The organism is Niveispirillum sp. FG148 (assembly GCF_057809655.1).
This window is the reverse complement of the sequence record NZ_JBMDKJ010000004.1, coordinates 103,672-119,943: the sequence shown is the minus strand read 5'-3', so window position 1 is coordinate 119,943 and position 16,272 is coordinate 103,672. Positions and strand designations below refer to the sequence as shown.

The window sequence follows — 16,272 nt, the reverse complement described above, 5'->3', positions numbered from 1 at the left end:
TCCGTCAGCCATCCAGGCTGCGTTCGACCGCGGCAATGACGCAGTCGATATTGGCCAGCGTCAGGCCGGCCCCCAGCGGCAGGCTGACCGTTGTCCGTCCGATGGCGGTGGCCACGGGCGTGCCCTCCGGCTGCCAGCCCAGCAGGTCCTGGTAATAGGGATGTTCGGGCAGCGCCAGGTAATGGACGCCAACCCCGATCCCGGCCGCGCCCATCCGGTCCATGAACTGGTCGCGCGTGACCCCGCATCGGTCCGCATCAATGCGCAGCGTATAGAGATGCAGGCCATGGCGGGTGTCGGGTGCGGGATCAGCCGGCCGGGTGACGGGCAGATGCGCCAGCCGTTCCTGATACGCCTGCCACAGCTCCCACCGCCGCTGCCAGGCCCCCTCGACGCGCGCCAGCTGGCCCAGCCCGATGGCTGCCTGCAGGTCCATCATGTTGTATTTGAAGCCCGGCGCCACGACCTGATAATGCCGCCTGCCGTCCTGGGAGAAGCGCTTCCAGGCATCACGGCTCATCCCGTGCAGGGACATGATCTTGATCCTGTCCTGGGCGGCCGGGTCGCGGGTCAGGACCATGCCGCCCTCCCCCGTCGTGACATTCTTGGTCACATAGAAGCTGAAACAGCCGAAATCGCCCAGCGTGCCCAGCGGCCGTCCCTTATATTCCGCCTCCACCGCATGGGCGCAATCCTCGATGACGCGCAGATCGTGGCGGGCGGCGAGGTCCAGAATGGCGTCCATCTCACAGGGCCGGCCCGTCAGATGCACGGGGATGATGGCGCGCGTGCGCGGGGTCAGGGCCGCCTGGATGCGGCCGGGATCGATATTCATCGTCACCGGATCGACATCGGCCAGCACGGGCGTGGCGCCCACCTGCAGGATGGTGTTCACCGTGGCGCAGAAGGTCAGCGGCGTGGTCACTACCTCGTCCCCCGGCCCGATCCCGGCGGCCAGCAGCGACAGGTGCAGCGCCGCCGTGCAGGAATTGACGGCCGCCACCCGGTCCGCCGTCACGCCCTTGAAGCTGGCAAAGCGCTGTTCGAAGGCAGCGACGCGCGGACCCGTGCCCAGCCAGCCCGACCGCATCACGGTCACAACCTCCGCCACATCCTCCTCGGTTATGTCGGGGGCGCCGAAGATCAGGAACGGATCGGTCATGACGTGATACCCAGCCGGGCCCGCACATCGGCCCGGGCCATCGGCTTGCGGTCGAACAGGGCGGCCTGGCGGATGACCCGGTCGACCAGATCCCCGTTGCGCGCGGGCACCGTGCGCTGCTGGTCCAGCCAGAGATTATCCTCCAGCCCCACACGCACCCCGTCGGCCGCCAGCAGGCCCAGACCATTGGCCGCCAGTTGGAACCGGCCGATGCCGGCCACGCAGACGATGCAGTCCGGTGGCAAGGCGGCCAGAATGGCGGCCAGTTGAAGCAGATCGGCCTGCGATCCCGCGATATTGCCCAGCAGCACGTTGACATAGAGCGGTGGCTTCACCAGCCCTTCATTCAGCAGGACACGGGCGAAATTGGCCATGCCGGGGTCGAACACCTCCAGCTCCGGCTTGATGCCCCGTTCCAGCATGCGGGCCGCCAGTCCCCGGATGGTGGCGGGTTCATTGACGCTGGCCGACTGCACGAAATTCAACGAGCTGAGGGTCAGGCTGCCCATGTCGGGCCTGGCATCGCCTTCCAGATCCAGCACCCGCGACCGGGTGGCGAAGCTGCTGTCCAGCCGGCCGCTGCAGGTGACGCCCACGATCAGGTCGCGGCCGCCGGGCAGGGCGCGGATGGCGCTGACCAGCCTTCCATAGGGTTCGGGATCGCTGGTCTGCACGCCGGCTTCGTCACGCGCATGCAGATGCACGATCTGCACGCCCTGGCCGATGGCCGTGGCGACATCGGCCAGAATTTCTTCCTGGGTCAGCGGCACATGCGGGCTGCTGGCGCGCGTGGGGACGACGCCGGTGCAGGCCAGATTGATGATCAGCGGTTCGCCCGTGCGCATGTCCATCAGCCCCCGGTGACCTGCAACGGCGTCTTGTCCAGCTTGCGCGCCGGATTGCCGACATAGACGGCATCGGCATCGGTCGTCCGCGTCACCACGCTGCCGGCCCCGATGAAGGCGCGCGCGCCGACGCGGATATTGTCGATGACCACGGACCCGACACCCACGAACGCCTGTTCCCCGATGGTGCTTTCCCCACCCATGGCCACCTCTGCCGCGACGAAGGCATGGTCTTCCACGGTGCAATGGTGGGAAATATGCGCGCCGCTGCGGATGATGCAATTGTTCCCGATGCGGGCAAAGGGCTGGATGATGGCGTGCTCATAGATCAGCACATTGTCCCCGACCACCAGATCGGGCCAGGTGCTGGCCCGGCTGGAGACATAGGAGATGAAATCATAGCCGCGCCGCCGCGCCTCCTCGTACCGCGCGCGCCGGATGCCGTTGATGCGCTGATAGCCCATGGGGATCAGCAGGCGGCAATCCGCGGGCGGGTAATGCGCCTCCAGCTCCTCGAACGCGACCAGTGGCAGCCCGTCATAGCTGTCACCGGCCCTGTAGGCGCGGTCAACCGTGAAGGCGGCGACGCGGAAGGGGCTGTCATGCTGCAGGCAGAACCGCGCCAGACTGGCCGAACGTAGATTGCCGAAGATGACGACAGGACGGTCGTCCACGGTGGATCGGGTTGATGCCGACACGGATTTCATCCTTTCAGGCGGCGGGCGGCGCGATCGGCCGCCAGGGTCAGCGCCGTCGCCAGACCATTGCGGGCCGCTTCGCCGGAAATATCAAGCCGCCCCGCAAACCGGCGTTTCATCTCCGCCCCCATGGCGACCCTGGCCGATGGGGTGCGGACCCAGTCAGACAAGGCCGCAAAATAATGACCCTCGTCAGCCGCTGCGAAGGGGCCCAGCTTGTCGCCCCCATCGTTGCCGGCCAGCGCGGCCACGGCCAGCCCCTGCTCCATCGCCATGGCCACCGATGCACCCCCGCCCAGCCGCGGCGGATTGGCATAGATGTCGGCCGCGGCCAGCCACCGTTCAAGGTGCGCGACCTGGGGATGCAGGTGGATACGCGGGTGATCGGGGATCGCGGTCAGCTTCTGCCCGGGAAGAAGACCGACCAGCACCCAGTGGACGTCGGGCTCCCGGTCCAGCAGCGCCAGCATCTGCGCCACCCAGGCAGGCGACATCTCCCGGTCCAGACGGTGACCGGTGGTCGCGATCAGGATCGCCCCGTCCGGCAGCCCGGCCCGTAACCGCGCATCGGCCGCCACCGGGCCCTTGGACTGGAAACGGTAGGGAAAAGACAGGGCGGCATCGTCGCCGGCCGGGTCATCCGCCGACAACCAGATATCGACCGGCACCAGCGGAGCGACCGCATGGGTCGATAACCCGACGATGGGGTATTTCCCCTGCAATTTGGCAATGACCGGGGAAAAGAACCCGACGAACAGGATCAGGTCGGGCCGATAGGCATCGATGGCCAGGCAGAGATCTGGCAACCGGCGTTCCAGGATGCGTGTGCTGTCGGCAATGGTCACACGCACGGGCATGGTGCTGCGTATCTTCAGCGATGCCATGTCCAGTCCGGGATCGACCAGGATGTCGTTCGATCCGGAAAGCCCGTTGATGAAGGGAATGGACATTTCCTGGCCGGCAAAAACCCGGCATTCGTGGCCCAGCGCGCAAACCAGTTCCACCATGGACAGCGCCATGGCGGTGGGCGCATGCCGGCCCGACACCGCCTGCGGCGTATAGATGGCGACGCGCCGTCCGGCCCGGTCGCCGTCATCGCCGGGTCCGCTGACATCAGGGAAACGCCCGGCCAGCATGGTCATGGCCCTGCCGACCCCGGCGCGGGCCAGCATCGCCCCGAACTCCGCATGGCTGTCCGCCATGGTCAGGGCGCGCATATGCGCCAGCAAGGCGAATTCCATCACGGCATCGGTCTGCACCCGGTCGATCAGCGCCGCCTGGCGGGTCGCCCAGTCCCAATCGCGTGTCACATCGAACAGGGCCGAATATTTCAGCCACTGGGCCCTGGCACCATCGACGGGCAACGACTCGATCGCCTGACGGACCTGCTCCCGCTCGGTGCCGACAAGCGTCCTGACCACCGTGGAGAGATTGCGCCAGAAGAAGGAATCCGCCGGGTGCGAACGGACCAGGGATAGAAGATCACCCGCCATATCCAGTTTTGTCATCAGGCGATCTGTCCATGATGGGGGGACGGGGTCCGTTCCTGGTGGGGAACGGACCGGACATCATCCATGCACCCAGTCGTGAAGCGCCTTCACCACCTGCTCCATCTCTTCCCGCAGGCCGATGGTGATGCGCAGGCAGTTACCCAGCCCGTAGGAGCCCATCTGACGGACCAGGATGCCACGGGACTTCAGCAATTGCCGTGCGCCCTCCGGATCGGCCTTCTGCCCCAGCTGGTCGCTGAAATCCACCAGCACGAAATTGGCGATGGAGGGATAGACCTTCAGGCCCAGGGCGTGAAGCTGTTCCACGAACCAGGCGCGGTTGGCCTCGTTCAGCTCGCGGCTCTTCTCCACGAACTCCACATCTTCCATGGCAGCAATGCCGGCAGCGATGGCGGAGGAGGAGATGTTGAAGGGCCCGCGCACGCGGTTCAGCACATCCGCCACATTCTCCGAACAATAGGCCCAGCCCAGGCGCAGACCGCCCAGGGCATAGATCTTGGAGAAGGTGCGCGTCATGACGACGTTGGGGAAGCTTTCCACGAATTCCGCACCCGAACTGTAATCGTTCAGGCGGGCGAATTCGGCATAGGCAGCGTCGATGACCAGCAGAACATGGTCGGGCAGCCCGGCATGCAGCCGCGCCAGTTCCCGGGAGGTCAGGTAGGAACCGGTCGGGTTGTTGGGATTGGCGATGAAAACGATACGGGTACGGTCATTCACCCGCGCCAGGATGGCGTCGACATCGGCCTTCAGATCCTTCTCCGGTGCGGCCACGGGGATGGCGCCCGCCGCCTTGGCGGCGATGGGATAGATCAGGAAGCCATGGCGGGAATAGATCACCTCCGTCCCCGGCCCGGAATAGCACTTGGTCAGCAGCTGCAGCAGCTCGTCCGAACCGGCACCGCAGACGATGCGGGCGGGATCATAGCCATAGCGCCGGCCGATCGCCTCGCGCAGCAGCTTGGCCGATCCATCGGGATAGCGGTGGATTTCGCCGGCCAGGGTCTGATAGGCGGCAACCGCCTTGGGGCTGGGGCCCATCGCCCCTTCGTTGGATGCCAGCCGAATCAGCCGATGCGCCCCCGGTGCATGCGCTTCCCCGCCCACATAGGGGGCGATATCCAGAATACCGGGATTGGGGATCGGACCGGCCATGGCGGCACCTTCAATTCTAGGGAACGAAATGGATGGCGGGGTGGGATCAGCCCTTCGGCAGGGTGACCGGGGTGGCGTAGGCGCCGATGGTCAGCACATGGCTGACGCCTTCGCCCAGGCGCTTGCGGGCCGTGGCCAGACGCGGATCCTCCGCCGCCACAAAGCCTTCCACCTCCACCAGATGCACCGACCCCATGCCGCCCGGCAGGTGGTGGGTGCGCAGTTGCAGGGTGGCGAAGCCGGCGGCTTCCAGCCCGTCCTTCAGCCGGCTGCGGCTGACATCCTGCGTCACCTCCACGGCCAGCAGGGTGCGATCGTCGCCCGTGGCTTCCCATGGCACGGCGGCCAGGACCAGGGCATCGCCCCCTTCACGCCCCACGCTCTGTCCCGCGGTACGCAGGAACGGCAGCCGGGCGATGATGCGCGGGGTCTTGGGGTCGGGCGACAGGATGAAGCGCCACCAGGGGTCGTTGTCATCCTCTTCCGGCCAGGGCACGACAGCCAGCGTGGCCGTGCCATCCGACACGGCGCGCAGCGCCGCCATCGGCGTGTTCACGGCGATGGCCGGCGTGGTGCTGCCGAAATGGTCGCGGGCATTGTCCCAGAGCGGGCTGCGCCCTTCATCCGGGCAGACCACGGCAACGGCCAGCGGTCCCTGCACGCGGGTCAGGGCAGCGATCATTTCCCGCCACATGCGTACAATGGCAGCCAGCGGGAAGGCGCCCTGGTGACGGGACACCAGGTTGCGGACGATCTCCGCCTCGCGGCCGGGTCGGATATAGGGGCGTCCGGGCGGCTTGACCTTGGCCACCTCCTCCACCACCTGAGCGCGGCGCATGAGAAGCTTGTGGATGTCCGCATCGATCTCGTCGATCTCGCGGCGCAAATCGTCCAACGTGGGTTTGGCGGGCATGGAGGGCCGGAAATTGGGTCCTTTCGGGGCGGATAGTATTAGGCGGGAAGCCCCCCCGAAATCAAAGAAAACATTGACACCCGCAGCCCCCCTTTCTAGCTCTAGTCCCCCGACCCGGCGCCCCTGCAAGGCGGCCCGTGACGGGCCCGACAGACCGGACCGGCCAGGATCGATGATGACCGCGGCACCCATTTCCACCTCCCAGGAATCCAGCGAAGCCGCCGGTTCCAGCGCCGCGCGCTGTGCGCTGCTGGGCACCGACCGGCCGCTGCTGCTGGACAGTGGCGTGGAACTTTCGAACTTCCGGGTGGCGTACCAGACCTATGGCACGCTGAATGCGGACCGGTCCAACGCCGTGCTGGTCTGCCATGCGTTGACAGGCGACCATTATGTCGCGGAACGCCATCCCGTCACCGGCAAGCCCGGCTGGTGGGACCTGATGGTCGGCCCCGGCCGGCCCATCGACACCGATCGTTTCTTCGTCATCTGTTCCAACGTCATCGGCGGCTGCATGGGCAGCGAGGGCCCGAAGGAGACCAACCCGGCCACGGGCAAGCCCTGGGGCCTGGATTTTCCCGTCATCACCATCGCCGACATGGTGCAGGCCCAGCGCCGGCTGATCGAATATCTGGGCATCGACAAACTGTTCTGCGTGATCGGCGGGTCCATGGGCGGCATGCAGGTGCTGCAATGGGCCGTCAGCTATCCGGACAAGGTCTATTGCTGCCTGCCCATCGCCAGCGCCGCCCGCCACAGCGCCCAGAACATCGCCTTCCACGAGGTGGGGCGCCAGGCCATCATGGCCGACCCGGAATGGTGCCGGGGCGATTATCTGAACCAGGGCACGCGCCCGACCAAGGGATTGTCGGTGGCCCGCATGGCGGCCCACATCACCTATCTGTCCGAAGCGGCCCTGCACCGGAAGTTCGGCCGCAATCTGCAGGACCGCAAGGCCATCACCTTCGGCTTCGACGCGGATTTCCAGGTCGAAAGCTATCTGCGCTACCAGGGGTTCAGCTTCGTCGAACGGTTCGACGCCAACTCCTATCTCTATATCACCCGGGCCATGGATTATTTCGACCTGGCCGCCGACCATGGCGGCGTGCTGGCGAATGCCTTCCGGGTGACGGCGGCCGATGGGCGGGTGGCGCCGACGCCCGTGCGCTTCTGCTTTGTCAGCTTTTCCAGCGACTGGCTGTTCCCGACCAGCGAAAGCCGGGCCGTTGTCCATGCGCTGAACGCCGTCGCCGCCAATGTCAGCTTTGTCGAGGTGGAGACGGACAAGGGCCACGACGCCTTCCTGCTGGACGAACCGGAATTCTATCAGGTCGTCCGCGGCTTCGTTGATGGCAATGCCCAGCGCTACGGGCTGGGTGTGAAGGGGGCGTGAAATCATGGCCGTGACCTCCATCCTGCCCCCCACCACCATCCGCAGCGACCTTGAACGCATCGCCGACTGGGTGGAACCCGGCAGCCGCGTGCTGGATGTGGGCTGTGGCGAAGGGGAACTGCTGCACGCGCTGGTCCATCGCAAGGGCGTGGACGGGCGCGGGCTGGAACTGTCCATGGACGGTGTGCGGCATTGCGTGGCCCAGGGGCTGGCCGTGATCCAGGGCGACGCCGACGCCGATCTGAAGGATTATCCGTCGGACAGTTTCGACTATGTCATCCTGTCGCAGACGCTCCAGGCTACCCGCGCGCCCCGCGACGTGCTGGAACATATGGTCCGCATCGGGCGGCACGTCATCGTTTCGGTCCCCAACTTTGGCTATTGGCGCGTGCGTGTCGACCTGCTGCTGCGCGGGCGCATGCCGGTGACCGACCGGCTTGGACATGAATGGTACGAGACGCCCAATATCCATTTCTGCACCATCGCCGACCTGGCGATGCTGTGCCGCGACATGGGCATCACCATTGAACGCAGCCTGATCCTGGGGGCGGCCGATCGTCCCGTGCTGGCGTCGGCCGACAGTTTCCGGGCCAACTGGCTGGGTGTGCAGGGCGTCTTTTTGCTGCATCGCAGCTAAGGAAATTTCGTATAGACCATACAGAAGGTTATAAACGAACTTTCTCGCTTGCCGCCCTCCCGGAAAGGGTGCAGTCTTTGATGACGGTTCGGCGGCGAATGGGTGACAGTACAGCCCCCCAGCGCATTCCCCGCCCCTTCATCGCCGGACCGGCCCCTTTAACCCCCCGCATCCCTTGATGGATGCGTGTTTTGGATGGGAGGCCGCCGACATGATCCAACCCCAACGCGCCTACAGCGAAATGGCCGGCAATCTGCGTCAAGCACGCGAACGCCTGGAACGGCTGGAATATGTGTCCACGGCCCTGATGGGATTGTCGCTGGCCCTGTTGGTAGGGGCGGCGATGATGTGAGGGTTGGGGCGGTTTCTCCGTGCCGCCCCGGCCTGGATTGCCCTGTTCCGTGAAAATTCTGCTAACCTGTCACGGCCCCCAGACATTTTCTGGGGGCCGTTTCTTTTGCGCGCACCACCAGACGGGAACCCAACCGTGCGATATCTGTCCTGGATCGTCACCCTGCCGCTGACGGCGCTGGCCATCTCCTTCGCCGTGTCCAACCTGACGCCGGTGCAATTGGCGCTGTGGCCGCTGGTCGGCAGCGTGGAAGTGCCCGCCTTCACGCTGGTCCTGGTGACATTGGTCGTCGGCTTCCTGGCCGGCGGCGTCACCGTCTGGGTCGGTCAGCACCGGCACCGCAAGTCCAGCCGCCAGCACCAGGCCCGCGCCGACCGGCTGCAAAAGGAGTTGGACGCCGCCCGCGGCCCTGGTTCCATCCCGCCCACGACGCCGCATTGATCCCGGGGCCGCGTTCCCTGTTGCCATCGGCCCCCCCTGGCCCCACAATGCCTGAAACAAGCGTTTGAATCGGGAAGGGAATGCCATGGATAATGAGATGAAGCAGACGGCCCTGGATCTGGCCGCCTATCAGGCGCGGATTGGCACGGAACTGGGCGTGTCCTCCTGGCTGGTGGTCGAACAGGACATGATCCAGCGCTTTGCCGATCTGACCGGCGATCATCAGTTCATCCATGTCGATCCTGACCGCGCTGCCGCCACGCCCCTGGGCGGCACGGTCGCGCATGGCTTTCTGACCCTGTCGCTGCTGGGCACGCTGGGACAGGAGATCATCCCGCCCCTGGCGGGTGCAGCCATGATCATCAATTACGGCTTCGACAAGCTGCGCTTCCTGACGCCCGTGCGCAGCGGCCGCCGCATCCGCGGCCGCCTGTCCCTGGTGGCGATCGAGCCGAAAGGGCCCGGGCAGCAGTTGATGCGCTACGCCGTCAGTGTCGAGGTCGAAGGGTCGGACAAGCCGGCGCTGGCCGCCGAATGGCTGGTGATGATGGTTACGGGGTGAGCGTGCGCTGGACGGGACGGCGCACCAGGAAGTCGTCCCATTCACCCTCGCGTTCCAGCACGAAGCCGTGGCGTTCATAGAAACGCCGCGCCGGGCTCTGCTTCAGGACGGACAGCCGGATGGTGACACAAGCCGCGTCGGTTCCGGTCAGCAGCATCTCCAGCACGGCACTGCCCAGGCCCCGGCCCTGGAAATCGGGATGCAGGTAGAAATGCGCCAGTTCCAGCCCGCCCGTGCCGGCTCCCAGGCTGACGCAGCCGGCGAAACGGTCCTGTATCTGGATCAGCTTCATGTCGGTGGGGGCGAACCCCGCCGCAAAGCGGGCTCGGGCTCGGTCGGGATCGAACCGGCCGATCCGTTCCAGATGCTCCCGCATCACCAGGATGCGCAGGGCCAGCAGGCGTTCGAAATCGCCCGAAGCCGCGGGCGTAAAGCGGATATCCGTCACCGAGCTGCCGTCCGAACCCGACAGGGGCAGGGCAGGGGACCCGCCCGTCAATTATAGCTTTCCCGGTCCTCGGAATCGCGGGCCAGCACCTCGCGCTTGCCGGCATGGTTGGCCTTGCTGACCACGCCTTCCTTTTCCATGCGCTCGATCAGGCGGGCGGCGGAATTATAACCGATGCGCAGATGGCGCTGGATGAAGCTGGTGGACGCCTTACCCTCGCGCGTGACCACGGCCACGGCCTGATCGTACAGATCGTCGCCCGACGCTTCCACGGCCCCGCCGCCCTTGCCGCCGCCGCCCGAACCGCCCTCGGCCGTGGAAGGATCGAATTCCTCCTCTTCCTCGGTCACGGCGTCCAGATAGGCGGGCTCGCCCTGGGCCTTCAGGAATTTCACCACCTGCTCCACCTCCTCGTCGCGGACGAAGGGGCCATGGACACGGGTGATGCGGCCGCCGCCGGCCATGTACAGCATGTCGCCCTGGCCCAGAAGCTGTTCGGCCCCCTGTTCGCCCAGGATGGTGCGGCTGTCGATCTTGCTGGTGACCTGGAAGCTGATGCGGGTGGGGAAATTGGCCTTGATGGTGCCGGTGATGACATCCACCGACGGGCGCTGCGTGGCCATGATCAGATGGATGCCGGCGGCGCGCGCCATCTGGGCCAGACGCTGGATGGCGGCTTCAATATCCTTGCCCGCGACCAGCATCAGGTCCGCCATCTCGTCGACGATGACGACGATATAGGGCAGTTCCGTCAGGTCGATGGGCTGTTCCTCATAGATCGGCTTGCCCGTATCGGGGTCGAAGCCGGTCTGGACGCGGCGCATCAGCACCTCGGCATTCTGCCGCGCCTCCTTCAGGCGGGCGTTGTAGCCGTCGATATTGCGCACGCCCAGCTTGGACATGTTGCGATAGCGGTCCTCCATCTCCCGCACGGCCCATTTCAGCGCCACGACCGCCTTCTTGGGGTCGGTGACGACGGGGGCCAGCAGGTGCGGGATGCCTTCATAGATCGACAGTTCCAGCATCTTGGGGTCGACCATGATGAAGCGGCATTTATCCGGCGGCATCCGGTACAGGATGGACAGGATCATGGTGTTGATGGCCACCGACTTGCCCGAACCGGTGGTGCCGGCCACCAGCAAATGGGGCATGCGGGCCAGATCGGCGATGACGGGGCCGCCGCCAATATCCTTGCCCAGCACCAGGGCCAGCTTCTGCTGGCTTTTCTCATAGGCGTCGGCCATCAGCAGTTCGCGCAGATACACCGTCTCGCGCTTCTGGTTGGGCATTTCGATGCCGATGACATTGCGGCCCGGTACCACGGCCACGCGCACCGACACGGCCGACATGGACCGGGCAATATCATCGGCCAGACCGATGACGCGCGAGGATTTCACGCCCGGCGCCGGTTCCAGTTCATAGAGGGTGACGACGGGGCCGGGGCTGACCTTGACGATCTCCCCGCGCACGCCGAAATCCGCCAGCACGCTTTCCAGCATCTGGGCATTGCTTTGCAGCGCCGCCTCGTCCATGGCCGGGCCCATGCCGTGCGGCGGCAACTGCATGATATCGACGGGCGGCAGCTCATAATCGCCGCGCGCTTCCGGTTCCAGGGTCAAGGCGGCCTGCCGGGCCTTTTCCACCTTGCGCGCCACTTCGGGCAGCGGCTTGGGCGGCGGGGCGACGACGGGACCGGGGCGCCGGCGCTCCTCTCCCTGGGTCGGGGTCGACGGCGGGTCAAAGGGCAGATCGCCCGTGCCGGTCGGGGCCGGGGCGGCACCGGGCAGGCTGGGCTCGAACCGGCTGCCGGCAGCCGGTGGCGTCGTACCCGCCGGGGCGGCCTTGGGCTTGCGCAGCCGCGACAGCAGTCCGGCTGCCTTCTGTTTCCAGTCGCCCTTGTCAGCGGTCGGTTCAACGGTGGCGGCATCACGGGCCGGCGCGCCCCAGCGACCGGCCGGGGCGGCGGGTGCCGCTTCGTCGGGCAGGGCGGTGCCGGCCGGGGCCTTCAGCCCCTTGGCCTTGCGCCGGGCCCAGGCGACACCTTCCGCCACCTGCCACAGCCGCACATCCAGCGCCCACAGACCCAGAAGGATGGCCGGGACCAGCAGCACCAGACCGACGATGGGGCCGGACACGCTGCCCGTCAGCGCCATGACCATGCGCAGCAGCGGCCCCACCAGCAGCGCACCCGCCGGCCCGCCCCAGGCCAGATTGCCCGCCGACAGGCAGACCAGCGCCATGGCCGTGATCAGCACGGCAGCCAGTGCCAGCGGAATGCGCAGGGTGAAATTGCGGGCCGGGTTGTGGCGGAACAGCCGACCGCCCCAGCCCAGCAGGAACAAAGGCAGCAGATAGGCGGCATAGCCCAGCGTCTGCAGCAGCAGGTCGGATGTATAGGCCCCGGTGCGGCCCAGCGCGTTCTGAACATGCACGGCGGCGCCGGGCACGGCCGTGCTCCATGACGGGTCGCGGCTGTCATAGGTGAGGAAGGCCAGCAGCAGGGCCAGCCCCAGAGCCACGACCCCCAGCCCGGCACCTTCCACCAGCCGGCGCAGCAGGAATGTCAGCGCCCCGTCGGGCAGCAGCCGCGATTTGCGGCGTTCGCCCGTGCCGGCCCCCATGCCGGACGGCACGGGCCCGCGCGGCGCGGGACGGCCGGTGGGCGGGGTCTGGGGGGAGAGGCGGCTGGGCATGGGCTGTTCTCGCCGGACGGAAGGCAAACGGGACAGGATCAGGACAGGATGCGGGCCAGCCGTTCCATCGACCGGGCGATGGTATCGGCGTCCTGCACCAGGGCGACACGGATATATCGGTCACCGGGATTAAAGCCATCTTCATGCGGCTGGGTCAGATAGGCGCCGGGAAGAACCTTGATCGCCCCCTCCCGCCACAGGCGCTTCGTCGCCTCTTCGCCGCTGGGTGCGACACCGGCCACATCCAGCCACAGGAAGAAACCGGCATCGGGCCGGTAGAAGCCCAGCCGCCCTTCCAGCACGGCCTGCGCCGCATCGACATTGGCGGTGTAATAGGTCCGGTTGACGGCGACATGCGCATCATCCGACCACAGCGCCGCCGACGCCGCCAGCACGGGCAGCGGCATGCCCGCCAGCGAATAGGCACGCAGTCGGGTGAAGGAGGCGATCAGGTCGGGATCGCCGGCCATGAAGCCGGAGCGCAGCCCCGCAGCGCTGGACCGCTTGGACAGGGAATTGAAGACCAGCAGGTTGGCCAGCGGCCGGTCGCCGCCCAGCGCCAGCGCGGCCGACATGCCGCCCGCCGGCTGCGCACGATGCCACAGCTCGCTGTAGCATTCATCGACGGCCAGGACGAAGCCATGGCGGCGGGCCCGTTCCAGGGCACGCTTCATATAATCCAGGCTGGCGACGGCGCCCTGCGGATTGGCCGGCGTGCAGAGATAGAACAGGGCCGTGCGCTCCCACACCTCTTCGCTGACACTGTCCAGATCGGGCAGATAGCCCGTTTCCGGCGTGCCATCCAGCAGCACGGGCTGTGCCCCCGCCATGATGGCCGCCCCCTGATAGACGGCATAGAACGGGTTGGGGATCAGCACGACGGGCCGGCCGCCGCCCTTGGCCGACGGCACCACCAGTTCGGCCAGCTGATACAGCGCCTCACGCGTGCCGCAGACGGGCAGGATCGAGCGGTCGGCATCGATGAAACCCGCCGGCAGGCCATAACGGCGCGACAGCCAGCCGGCGACCGCGGTGCGGAATTCGGGCGTGCCGGCCGTGGGCGGATATTTGGCCCAGGCCGCAGGCCTGGCCGCGGCCAGCGTGCCGGTCAGCAGCGCCGGTGGCTCGTTCTGCGGCTCACCGATGGTCAGGATGGTGGGCGCGACATTGGCCAACGGCGACACATCGGCCAGCAGGGCCGCCAGTCGCGGAAACGGATAGTCGGGCAGCCGCGACAGCCGGTCGTTACGGCAGGCAGGCGCAATCGCGGAAGAAACGGCGTCGGACATGGCGGACCAGCGGCTGGCGAAACAAGGCGCGTCGTCGCGGCGGCAAGGCCGTCCGGCGCGCCGGAAGTGTAGCGGCGGCCCCGACGGGGCACAAGCCGGCCGTCATGTCCACGGAACTCCGGAGAATCCCCTTGTTACAAGGACTTGTGGATAAAGGCTGAGAAAAGCGTTGAAAACTCTTGTAAGTACTTGATGCGAATCGGAAATTTTCCGTGAACGAATCAGGAAAACCCGCACGCGGACAGGCCGCGGACGGGTTTTCCACAGGCAGAGGCGGCAGCCGCAGGCGTGCCGCGACCGGTAAATCCTTACAGCGCGTCGCTGTTTTGTTCACCGGTACGGATACGCACGGTCTGCACGACATCCAGGACGAAGATCTTGCCATCGCCGATGCGGCCGGTATTGGCGGCCTTCTGGATGGCGTCGACGACGCTGTCGGCCAGTTCGTCGGTGACGGCCACTTCAACCTTCACCTTGGGCAGGAAGCTGACGGAATATTCAGCCCCGCGATAAATCTCGGTCTGGCCCTTCTGACGACCGAACCCCTTCACTTCCGAGACGGTCAGGCCCTGGATGCCAAGTCCCGTCAGGGCCTCGCGCACCTCGTCCAGCTTGAACGGCTTGATGATGGCCACGACGAGCTTCATTGCGCTCTCCCTTCCTGTGCATGGAACAGATCAGACTTCAGAATCCCGCGCCGATCCGATGGGGATGGCGGCGCATCGGGATTTTAACTTACAAGAACCGTGCCGACGGGATTTTCACACGGTTTGGCGCGAAAAAATAGGAAGCTGCCCAGATTCCGGCGCGCACATGGGCAGGTCGTGATTAAATATTAGGCATTGCTGCGACGCCGCGCCGTCTGGACAGGCGTTGCCCCTTGCCGCACTCTGCAATCCGCCCAAATGAACCGCACAATTCGGGAAAATCGCATCATGTCCGTGCACGGCGTCCACCATCAGGCCGATATCATCATCATCGGCGGGGGTCTTTCCGGCCTGACGCTGGCCTGCGCGCTGGGGACGGCCGGCGTGTCGACCATCGTCATCGACCGCGAACCGGTTGAAGACACGTTGCAGGCGGAATTTGACGGTCGCACCACGGCCATCGCCTATGGCGCGGCCACGGTGCTGATGGGGGCCGGCGTCTGGGACCATCTGGATGGCAATGTCGGGCCGATGCTGGATATCCGCGTCACCGATCAGTCGTCGCCGCTGTTCCTGCATTATGACCACCGGGAGGTGGGGGACAGGCCCTTCGGCTGGATCCTGGAAAACCGGGTGATGCGTTTCGCGCTCTATCGCCGCCTGAAGGAATTGCCCAGCGTCACGCATCTGGCCCCGGCCACGGTGACGTCCATGGTGCGCAATGCCTCGGGCGTGTCCGTCACCCTGTCCGACGGGCGGACAGTGGCGGGCCGGCTGGCCGTGGGCGCCGATGGCAAGAAAAGCTTCTGCCGCGACCATGCCGGCATCCGCCAGATTTCCTGGTCCTACAAGCAGCACGCCATCGTCTGCACCATCCGCCATGACGGGCCACATGGCGGCGTGGCCGTGGAACAGTTCCTGCCGGCCGGTCCGTTTGCCATGCTGCCGCTGGCCGGTGGGCACCATACCAGCATTGTCTGGACCGAACGGTCGGATCGCGTCGATTTCTACATGAACCTGCCCGCCGACCGGTTCCGGCAGGAATTGCAGCTGCGGGTGGGTGACTGGCTGGGCAATGTCGAACCGGTGGGCGGCCGCTGGGCCTGGCCGCTGGGCCTGGCCCATGCCGAACGCTATATCGACACGCGCCTGGCCCTGGTCAGCGAAAGCGCCCATGGCATGCATCCCATTGCCGGCCAGGGCCTGAATGTCGGCATCCGCGATCTGGCGGCTCTGGCCGAAGTGGTGGTGGATGCCATGCGTGTGGGCCTGGACCCCGGCGCGCCCGATGTGCTGGAGCGCTATCAGCGCTGGCGCCGCACCGATACGGTGACCCTGCTGGCCACGACCGACGCGCTGGTCCGGCTGTTCAGCAACGATATCGCGCCACTGAAACATGCCCGCCGCCTGGGCATGGCCGCCATCAACAACCTGCCCCCGCTGAATCCCGCCAAGAAATTCTTCATGCGCCACGCCATGGGCATCGTGGGCGAGTTGCCGCGGCTGGTGAAGGGCGAAGCGCTGTAATA

Annotated in this window: 16 protein-coding genes; 6 read left to right on the top strand and 10 right to left on the bottom strand. The window is 66.3% G+C overall.

Translation table 11 applies throughout. The features are described from left to right. Window positions 1-4: 4 nt before the first annotated feature. Genes ACODTW_RS05865 through ACODTW_RS05840 form a run of 6 tightly spaced genes read right to left on the bottom strand, consistent with a single transcriptional unit; the run spans window position 5 to window position 6,284 of the window. Window positions 5-1,162, bottom strand: coding sequence for a DegT/DnrJ/EryC1/StrS family aminotransferase (locus ACODTW_RS05865; RefSeq protein ID WP_488945024.1), 1,158 nt, complete (start codon window positions 1,160-1,162; stop codon window positions 5-7). Continuing rightward, on the bottom strand, window positions 1,159-2,013 hold the full coding sequence (locus ACODTW_RS05860; protein WP_488945023.1) for a beta-keto acid cleavage family enzyme: 855 nt from the start codon (window positions 2,011-2,013) through the stop codon (window positions 1,159-1,161). The genes ACODTW_RS05865 and ACODTW_RS05860 overlap by 4 nt, the downstream gene beginning before the upstream one ends. Continuing rightward, entirely contained in the window at window positions 2,013-2,705 is a 693-nt protein-coding gene (locus ACODTW_RS05855) for an acetyltransferase (RefSeq protein ID WP_488945022.1), read from the bottom strand. The genes ACODTW_RS05860 and ACODTW_RS05855 overlap by 1 nt, the downstream gene beginning before the upstream one ends. Window positions 2,706-2,710: 5 nt before the next feature. Beyond that, the gene (locus tag ACODTW_RS05850; RefSeq protein ID WP_488945021.1) at window positions 2,711-4,213 is read right to left on the bottom strand and encodes a hypothetical protein; all 1,503 of its coding nucleotides are present in this window, start codon (window positions 4,211-4,213) and stop codon (window positions 2,711-2,713) included. A gap of 60 nt (window positions 4,214-4,273) precedes the next feature. After that, window positions 4,274-5,371, bottom strand: a complete 1,098-nt coding sequence (gene hisC, locus ACODTW_RS05845) for a histidinol-phosphate transaminase (protein WP_488945020.1) — start codon at window positions 5,369-5,371, stop codon at window positions 4,274-4,276. Window positions 5,372-5,417: 46 nt separating this feature from the next. Next, the gene (locus ACODTW_RS05840; RefSeq protein ID WP_488945019.1) at window positions 5,418-6,284 is read right to left on the bottom strand and encodes a chorismate mutase; all 867 of its coding nucleotides are present in this window, start codon (window positions 6,282-6,284) and stop codon (window positions 5,418-5,420) included. Between the two features lie 172 nt (window positions 6,285-6,456). Here ACODTW_RS05840 and metX point away from each other — a divergent pair, with 172 nt between their 5' ends. From metX to ACODTW_RS05815, 5 genes are all read left to right on the top strand, one after another. After that, the gene (metX, locus tag ACODTW_RS05835) at window positions 6,457-7,674 is read left to right on the top strand and encodes a homoserine O-acetyltransferase MetX (RefSeq protein WP_488945018.1); all 1,218 of its coding nucleotides are present in this window, start codon (window positions 6,457-6,459) and stop codon (window positions 7,672-7,674) included. Between the two features lie 4 nt (window positions 7,675-7,678). Continuing rightward, window positions 7,679-8,311: a methionine biosynthesis protein MetW gene (metW, locus tag ACODTW_RS05830; RefSeq protein WP_488945017.1), complete on the top strand. Its 633-nt coding sequence runs from the start codon at window positions 7,679-7,681 to the stop codon at window positions 8,309-8,311. A 211-nt stretch (window positions 8,312-8,522) separates the two neighbouring features. After that, window positions 8,523-8,663 (top strand): hypothetical protein, encoded by a 141-nt coding sequence (locus ACODTW_RS05825; RefSeq protein WP_488945016.1) that lies wholly within the window; start codon window positions 8,523-8,525, stop codon window positions 8,661-8,663. Between the two features lie 135 nt (window positions 8,664-8,798). Further along, entirely contained in the window at window positions 8,799-9,104 is a 306-nt protein-coding gene (locus ACODTW_RS05820; RefSeq protein WP_488945014.1) for a LapA family protein, read from the top strand. 85 nt (window positions 9,105-9,189) lie between these two features. Further along, window positions 9,190-9,666, top strand: coding sequence for a MaoC family dehydratase (locus ACODTW_RS05815; protein WP_488945013.1), 477 nt, complete (start codon window positions 9,190-9,192; stop codon window positions 9,664-9,666). Here ACODTW_RS05815 and ACODTW_RS05810 read toward each other — a convergent pair. The 4 genes from ACODTW_RS05810 to ACODTW_RS05795 form a co-directional block, all read right to left on the bottom strand. Next, on the bottom strand, window positions 9,656-10,165 hold the full coding sequence (locus ACODTW_RS05810; protein WP_488945012.1) for a GNAT family N-acetyltransferase: 510 nt from the start codon (window positions 10,163-10,165) through the stop codon (window positions 9,656-9,658). The genes ACODTW_RS05815 and ACODTW_RS05810 overlap by 11 nt on opposite strands. Then, on the bottom strand, window positions 10,162-12,807 hold the full coding sequence (locus ACODTW_RS05805; RefSeq protein WP_488945011.1) for a DNA translocase FtsK: 2,646 nt from the start codon (window positions 12,805-12,807) through the stop codon (window positions 10,162-10,164). The genes ACODTW_RS05810 and ACODTW_RS05805 overlap by 4 nt, the downstream gene beginning before the upstream one ends. A 38-nt stretch (window positions 12,808-12,845) precedes the next feature. Then, the gene (locus ACODTW_RS05800; RefSeq protein ID WP_488945010.1) at window positions 12,846-14,096 is read right to left on the bottom strand and encodes an aminotransferase class I/II-fold pyridoxal phosphate-dependent enzyme; all 1,251 of its coding nucleotides are present in this window, start codon (window positions 14,094-14,096) and stop codon (window positions 12,846-12,848) included. A gap of 308 nt (window positions 14,097-14,404) precedes the next feature. After that, a complete protein-coding gene (locus ACODTW_RS05795; RefSeq protein WP_488945009.1) occupies window positions 14,405-14,743 on the bottom strand; it encodes a P-II family nitrogen regulator in 339 nt (112 codons plus the stop codon). A gap of 288 nt (window positions 14,744-15,031) precedes the next feature. Between ACODTW_RS05795 and ACODTW_RS05790 the strand changes: the two genes are divergently transcribed. Further along, a complete protein-coding gene (locus tag ACODTW_RS05790) occupies window positions 15,032-16,270 on the top strand; it encodes a UbiH/UbiF/VisC/COQ6 family ubiquinone biosynthesis hydroxylase (protein ID WP_488945007.1) in 1,239 nt (412 codons plus the stop codon). The last annotated feature ends 2 nt before the right edge of the window (window positions 16,271-16,272 follow it).

What these genes read in the sequence shown, in the direction of transcription:
- ACODTW_RS05865 (WP_488945024.1), bottom strand. Translation starts at nt 1,162, where the DNA reads ATGACCGATCCGTTCCTGATCTTCGGCGCCCCCGACATAACCGAGGAG.
- ACODTW_RS05860 (WP_488945023.1), bottom strand. Translation starts at nt 2,013, where the DNA reads ATGGACATGCGCACGGGCGAACCGCTGATCATCAATCTGGCCTGCACC.
- ACODTW_RS05800 (WP_488945010.1), bottom strand. Translation starts at nt 14,096, where the DNA reads ATGTCCGACGCCGTTTCTTCCGCGATTGCGCCTGCCTGCCGTAACGAC.
- metW (WP_488945017.1), top strand. Translation starts at nt 7,679, where the DNA reads ATGGCCGTGACCTCCATCCTGCCCCCCACCACCATCCGCAGCGACCTT.
- ACODTW_RS05840 (WP_488945019.1), bottom strand. Translation starts at nt 6,284, where the DNA reads ATGCCCGCCAAACCCACGTTGGACGATTTGCGCCGCGAGATCGACGAG.
- ACODTW_RS05805 (WP_488945011.1), bottom strand. Translation starts at nt 12,807, where the DNA reads ATGCCCAGCCGCCTCTCCCCCCAGACCCCGCCCACCGGCCGTCCCGCG.
- hisC (WP_488945020.1), bottom strand. Translation starts at nt 5,371, where the DNA reads ATGGCCGGTCCGATCCCCAATCCCGGTATTCTGGATATCGCCCCCTAT.
- ACODTW_RS05815 (WP_488945013.1), top strand. Translation starts at nt 9,190, where the DNA reads ATGGATAATGAGATGAAGCAGACGGCCCTGGATCTGGCCGCCTATCAG.
- ACODTW_RS05850 (WP_488945021.1), bottom strand. Translation starts at nt 4,213, where the DNA reads ATGACAAAACTGGATATGGCGGGTGATCTTCTATCCCTGGTCCGTTCG.
- ACODTW_RS05825 (WP_488945016.1), top strand. Translation starts at nt 8,523, where the DNA reads ATGATCCAACCCCAACGCGCCTACAGCGAAATGGCCGGCAATCTGCGT.
- metX (WP_488945018.1), top strand. Translation starts at nt 6,457, where the DNA reads ATGATGACCGCGGCACCCATTTCCACCTCCCAGGAATCCAGCGAAGCC.
- ACODTW_RS05790 (WP_488945007.1), top strand. Translation starts at nt 15,032, where the DNA reads ATGTCCGTGCACGGCGTCCACCATCAGGCCGATATCATCATCATCGGC.
- ACODTW_RS05795 (WP_488945009.1), bottom strand. Translation starts at nt 14,743, where the DNA reads ATGAAGCTCGTCGTGGCCATCATCAAGCCGTTCAAGCTGGACGAGGTG.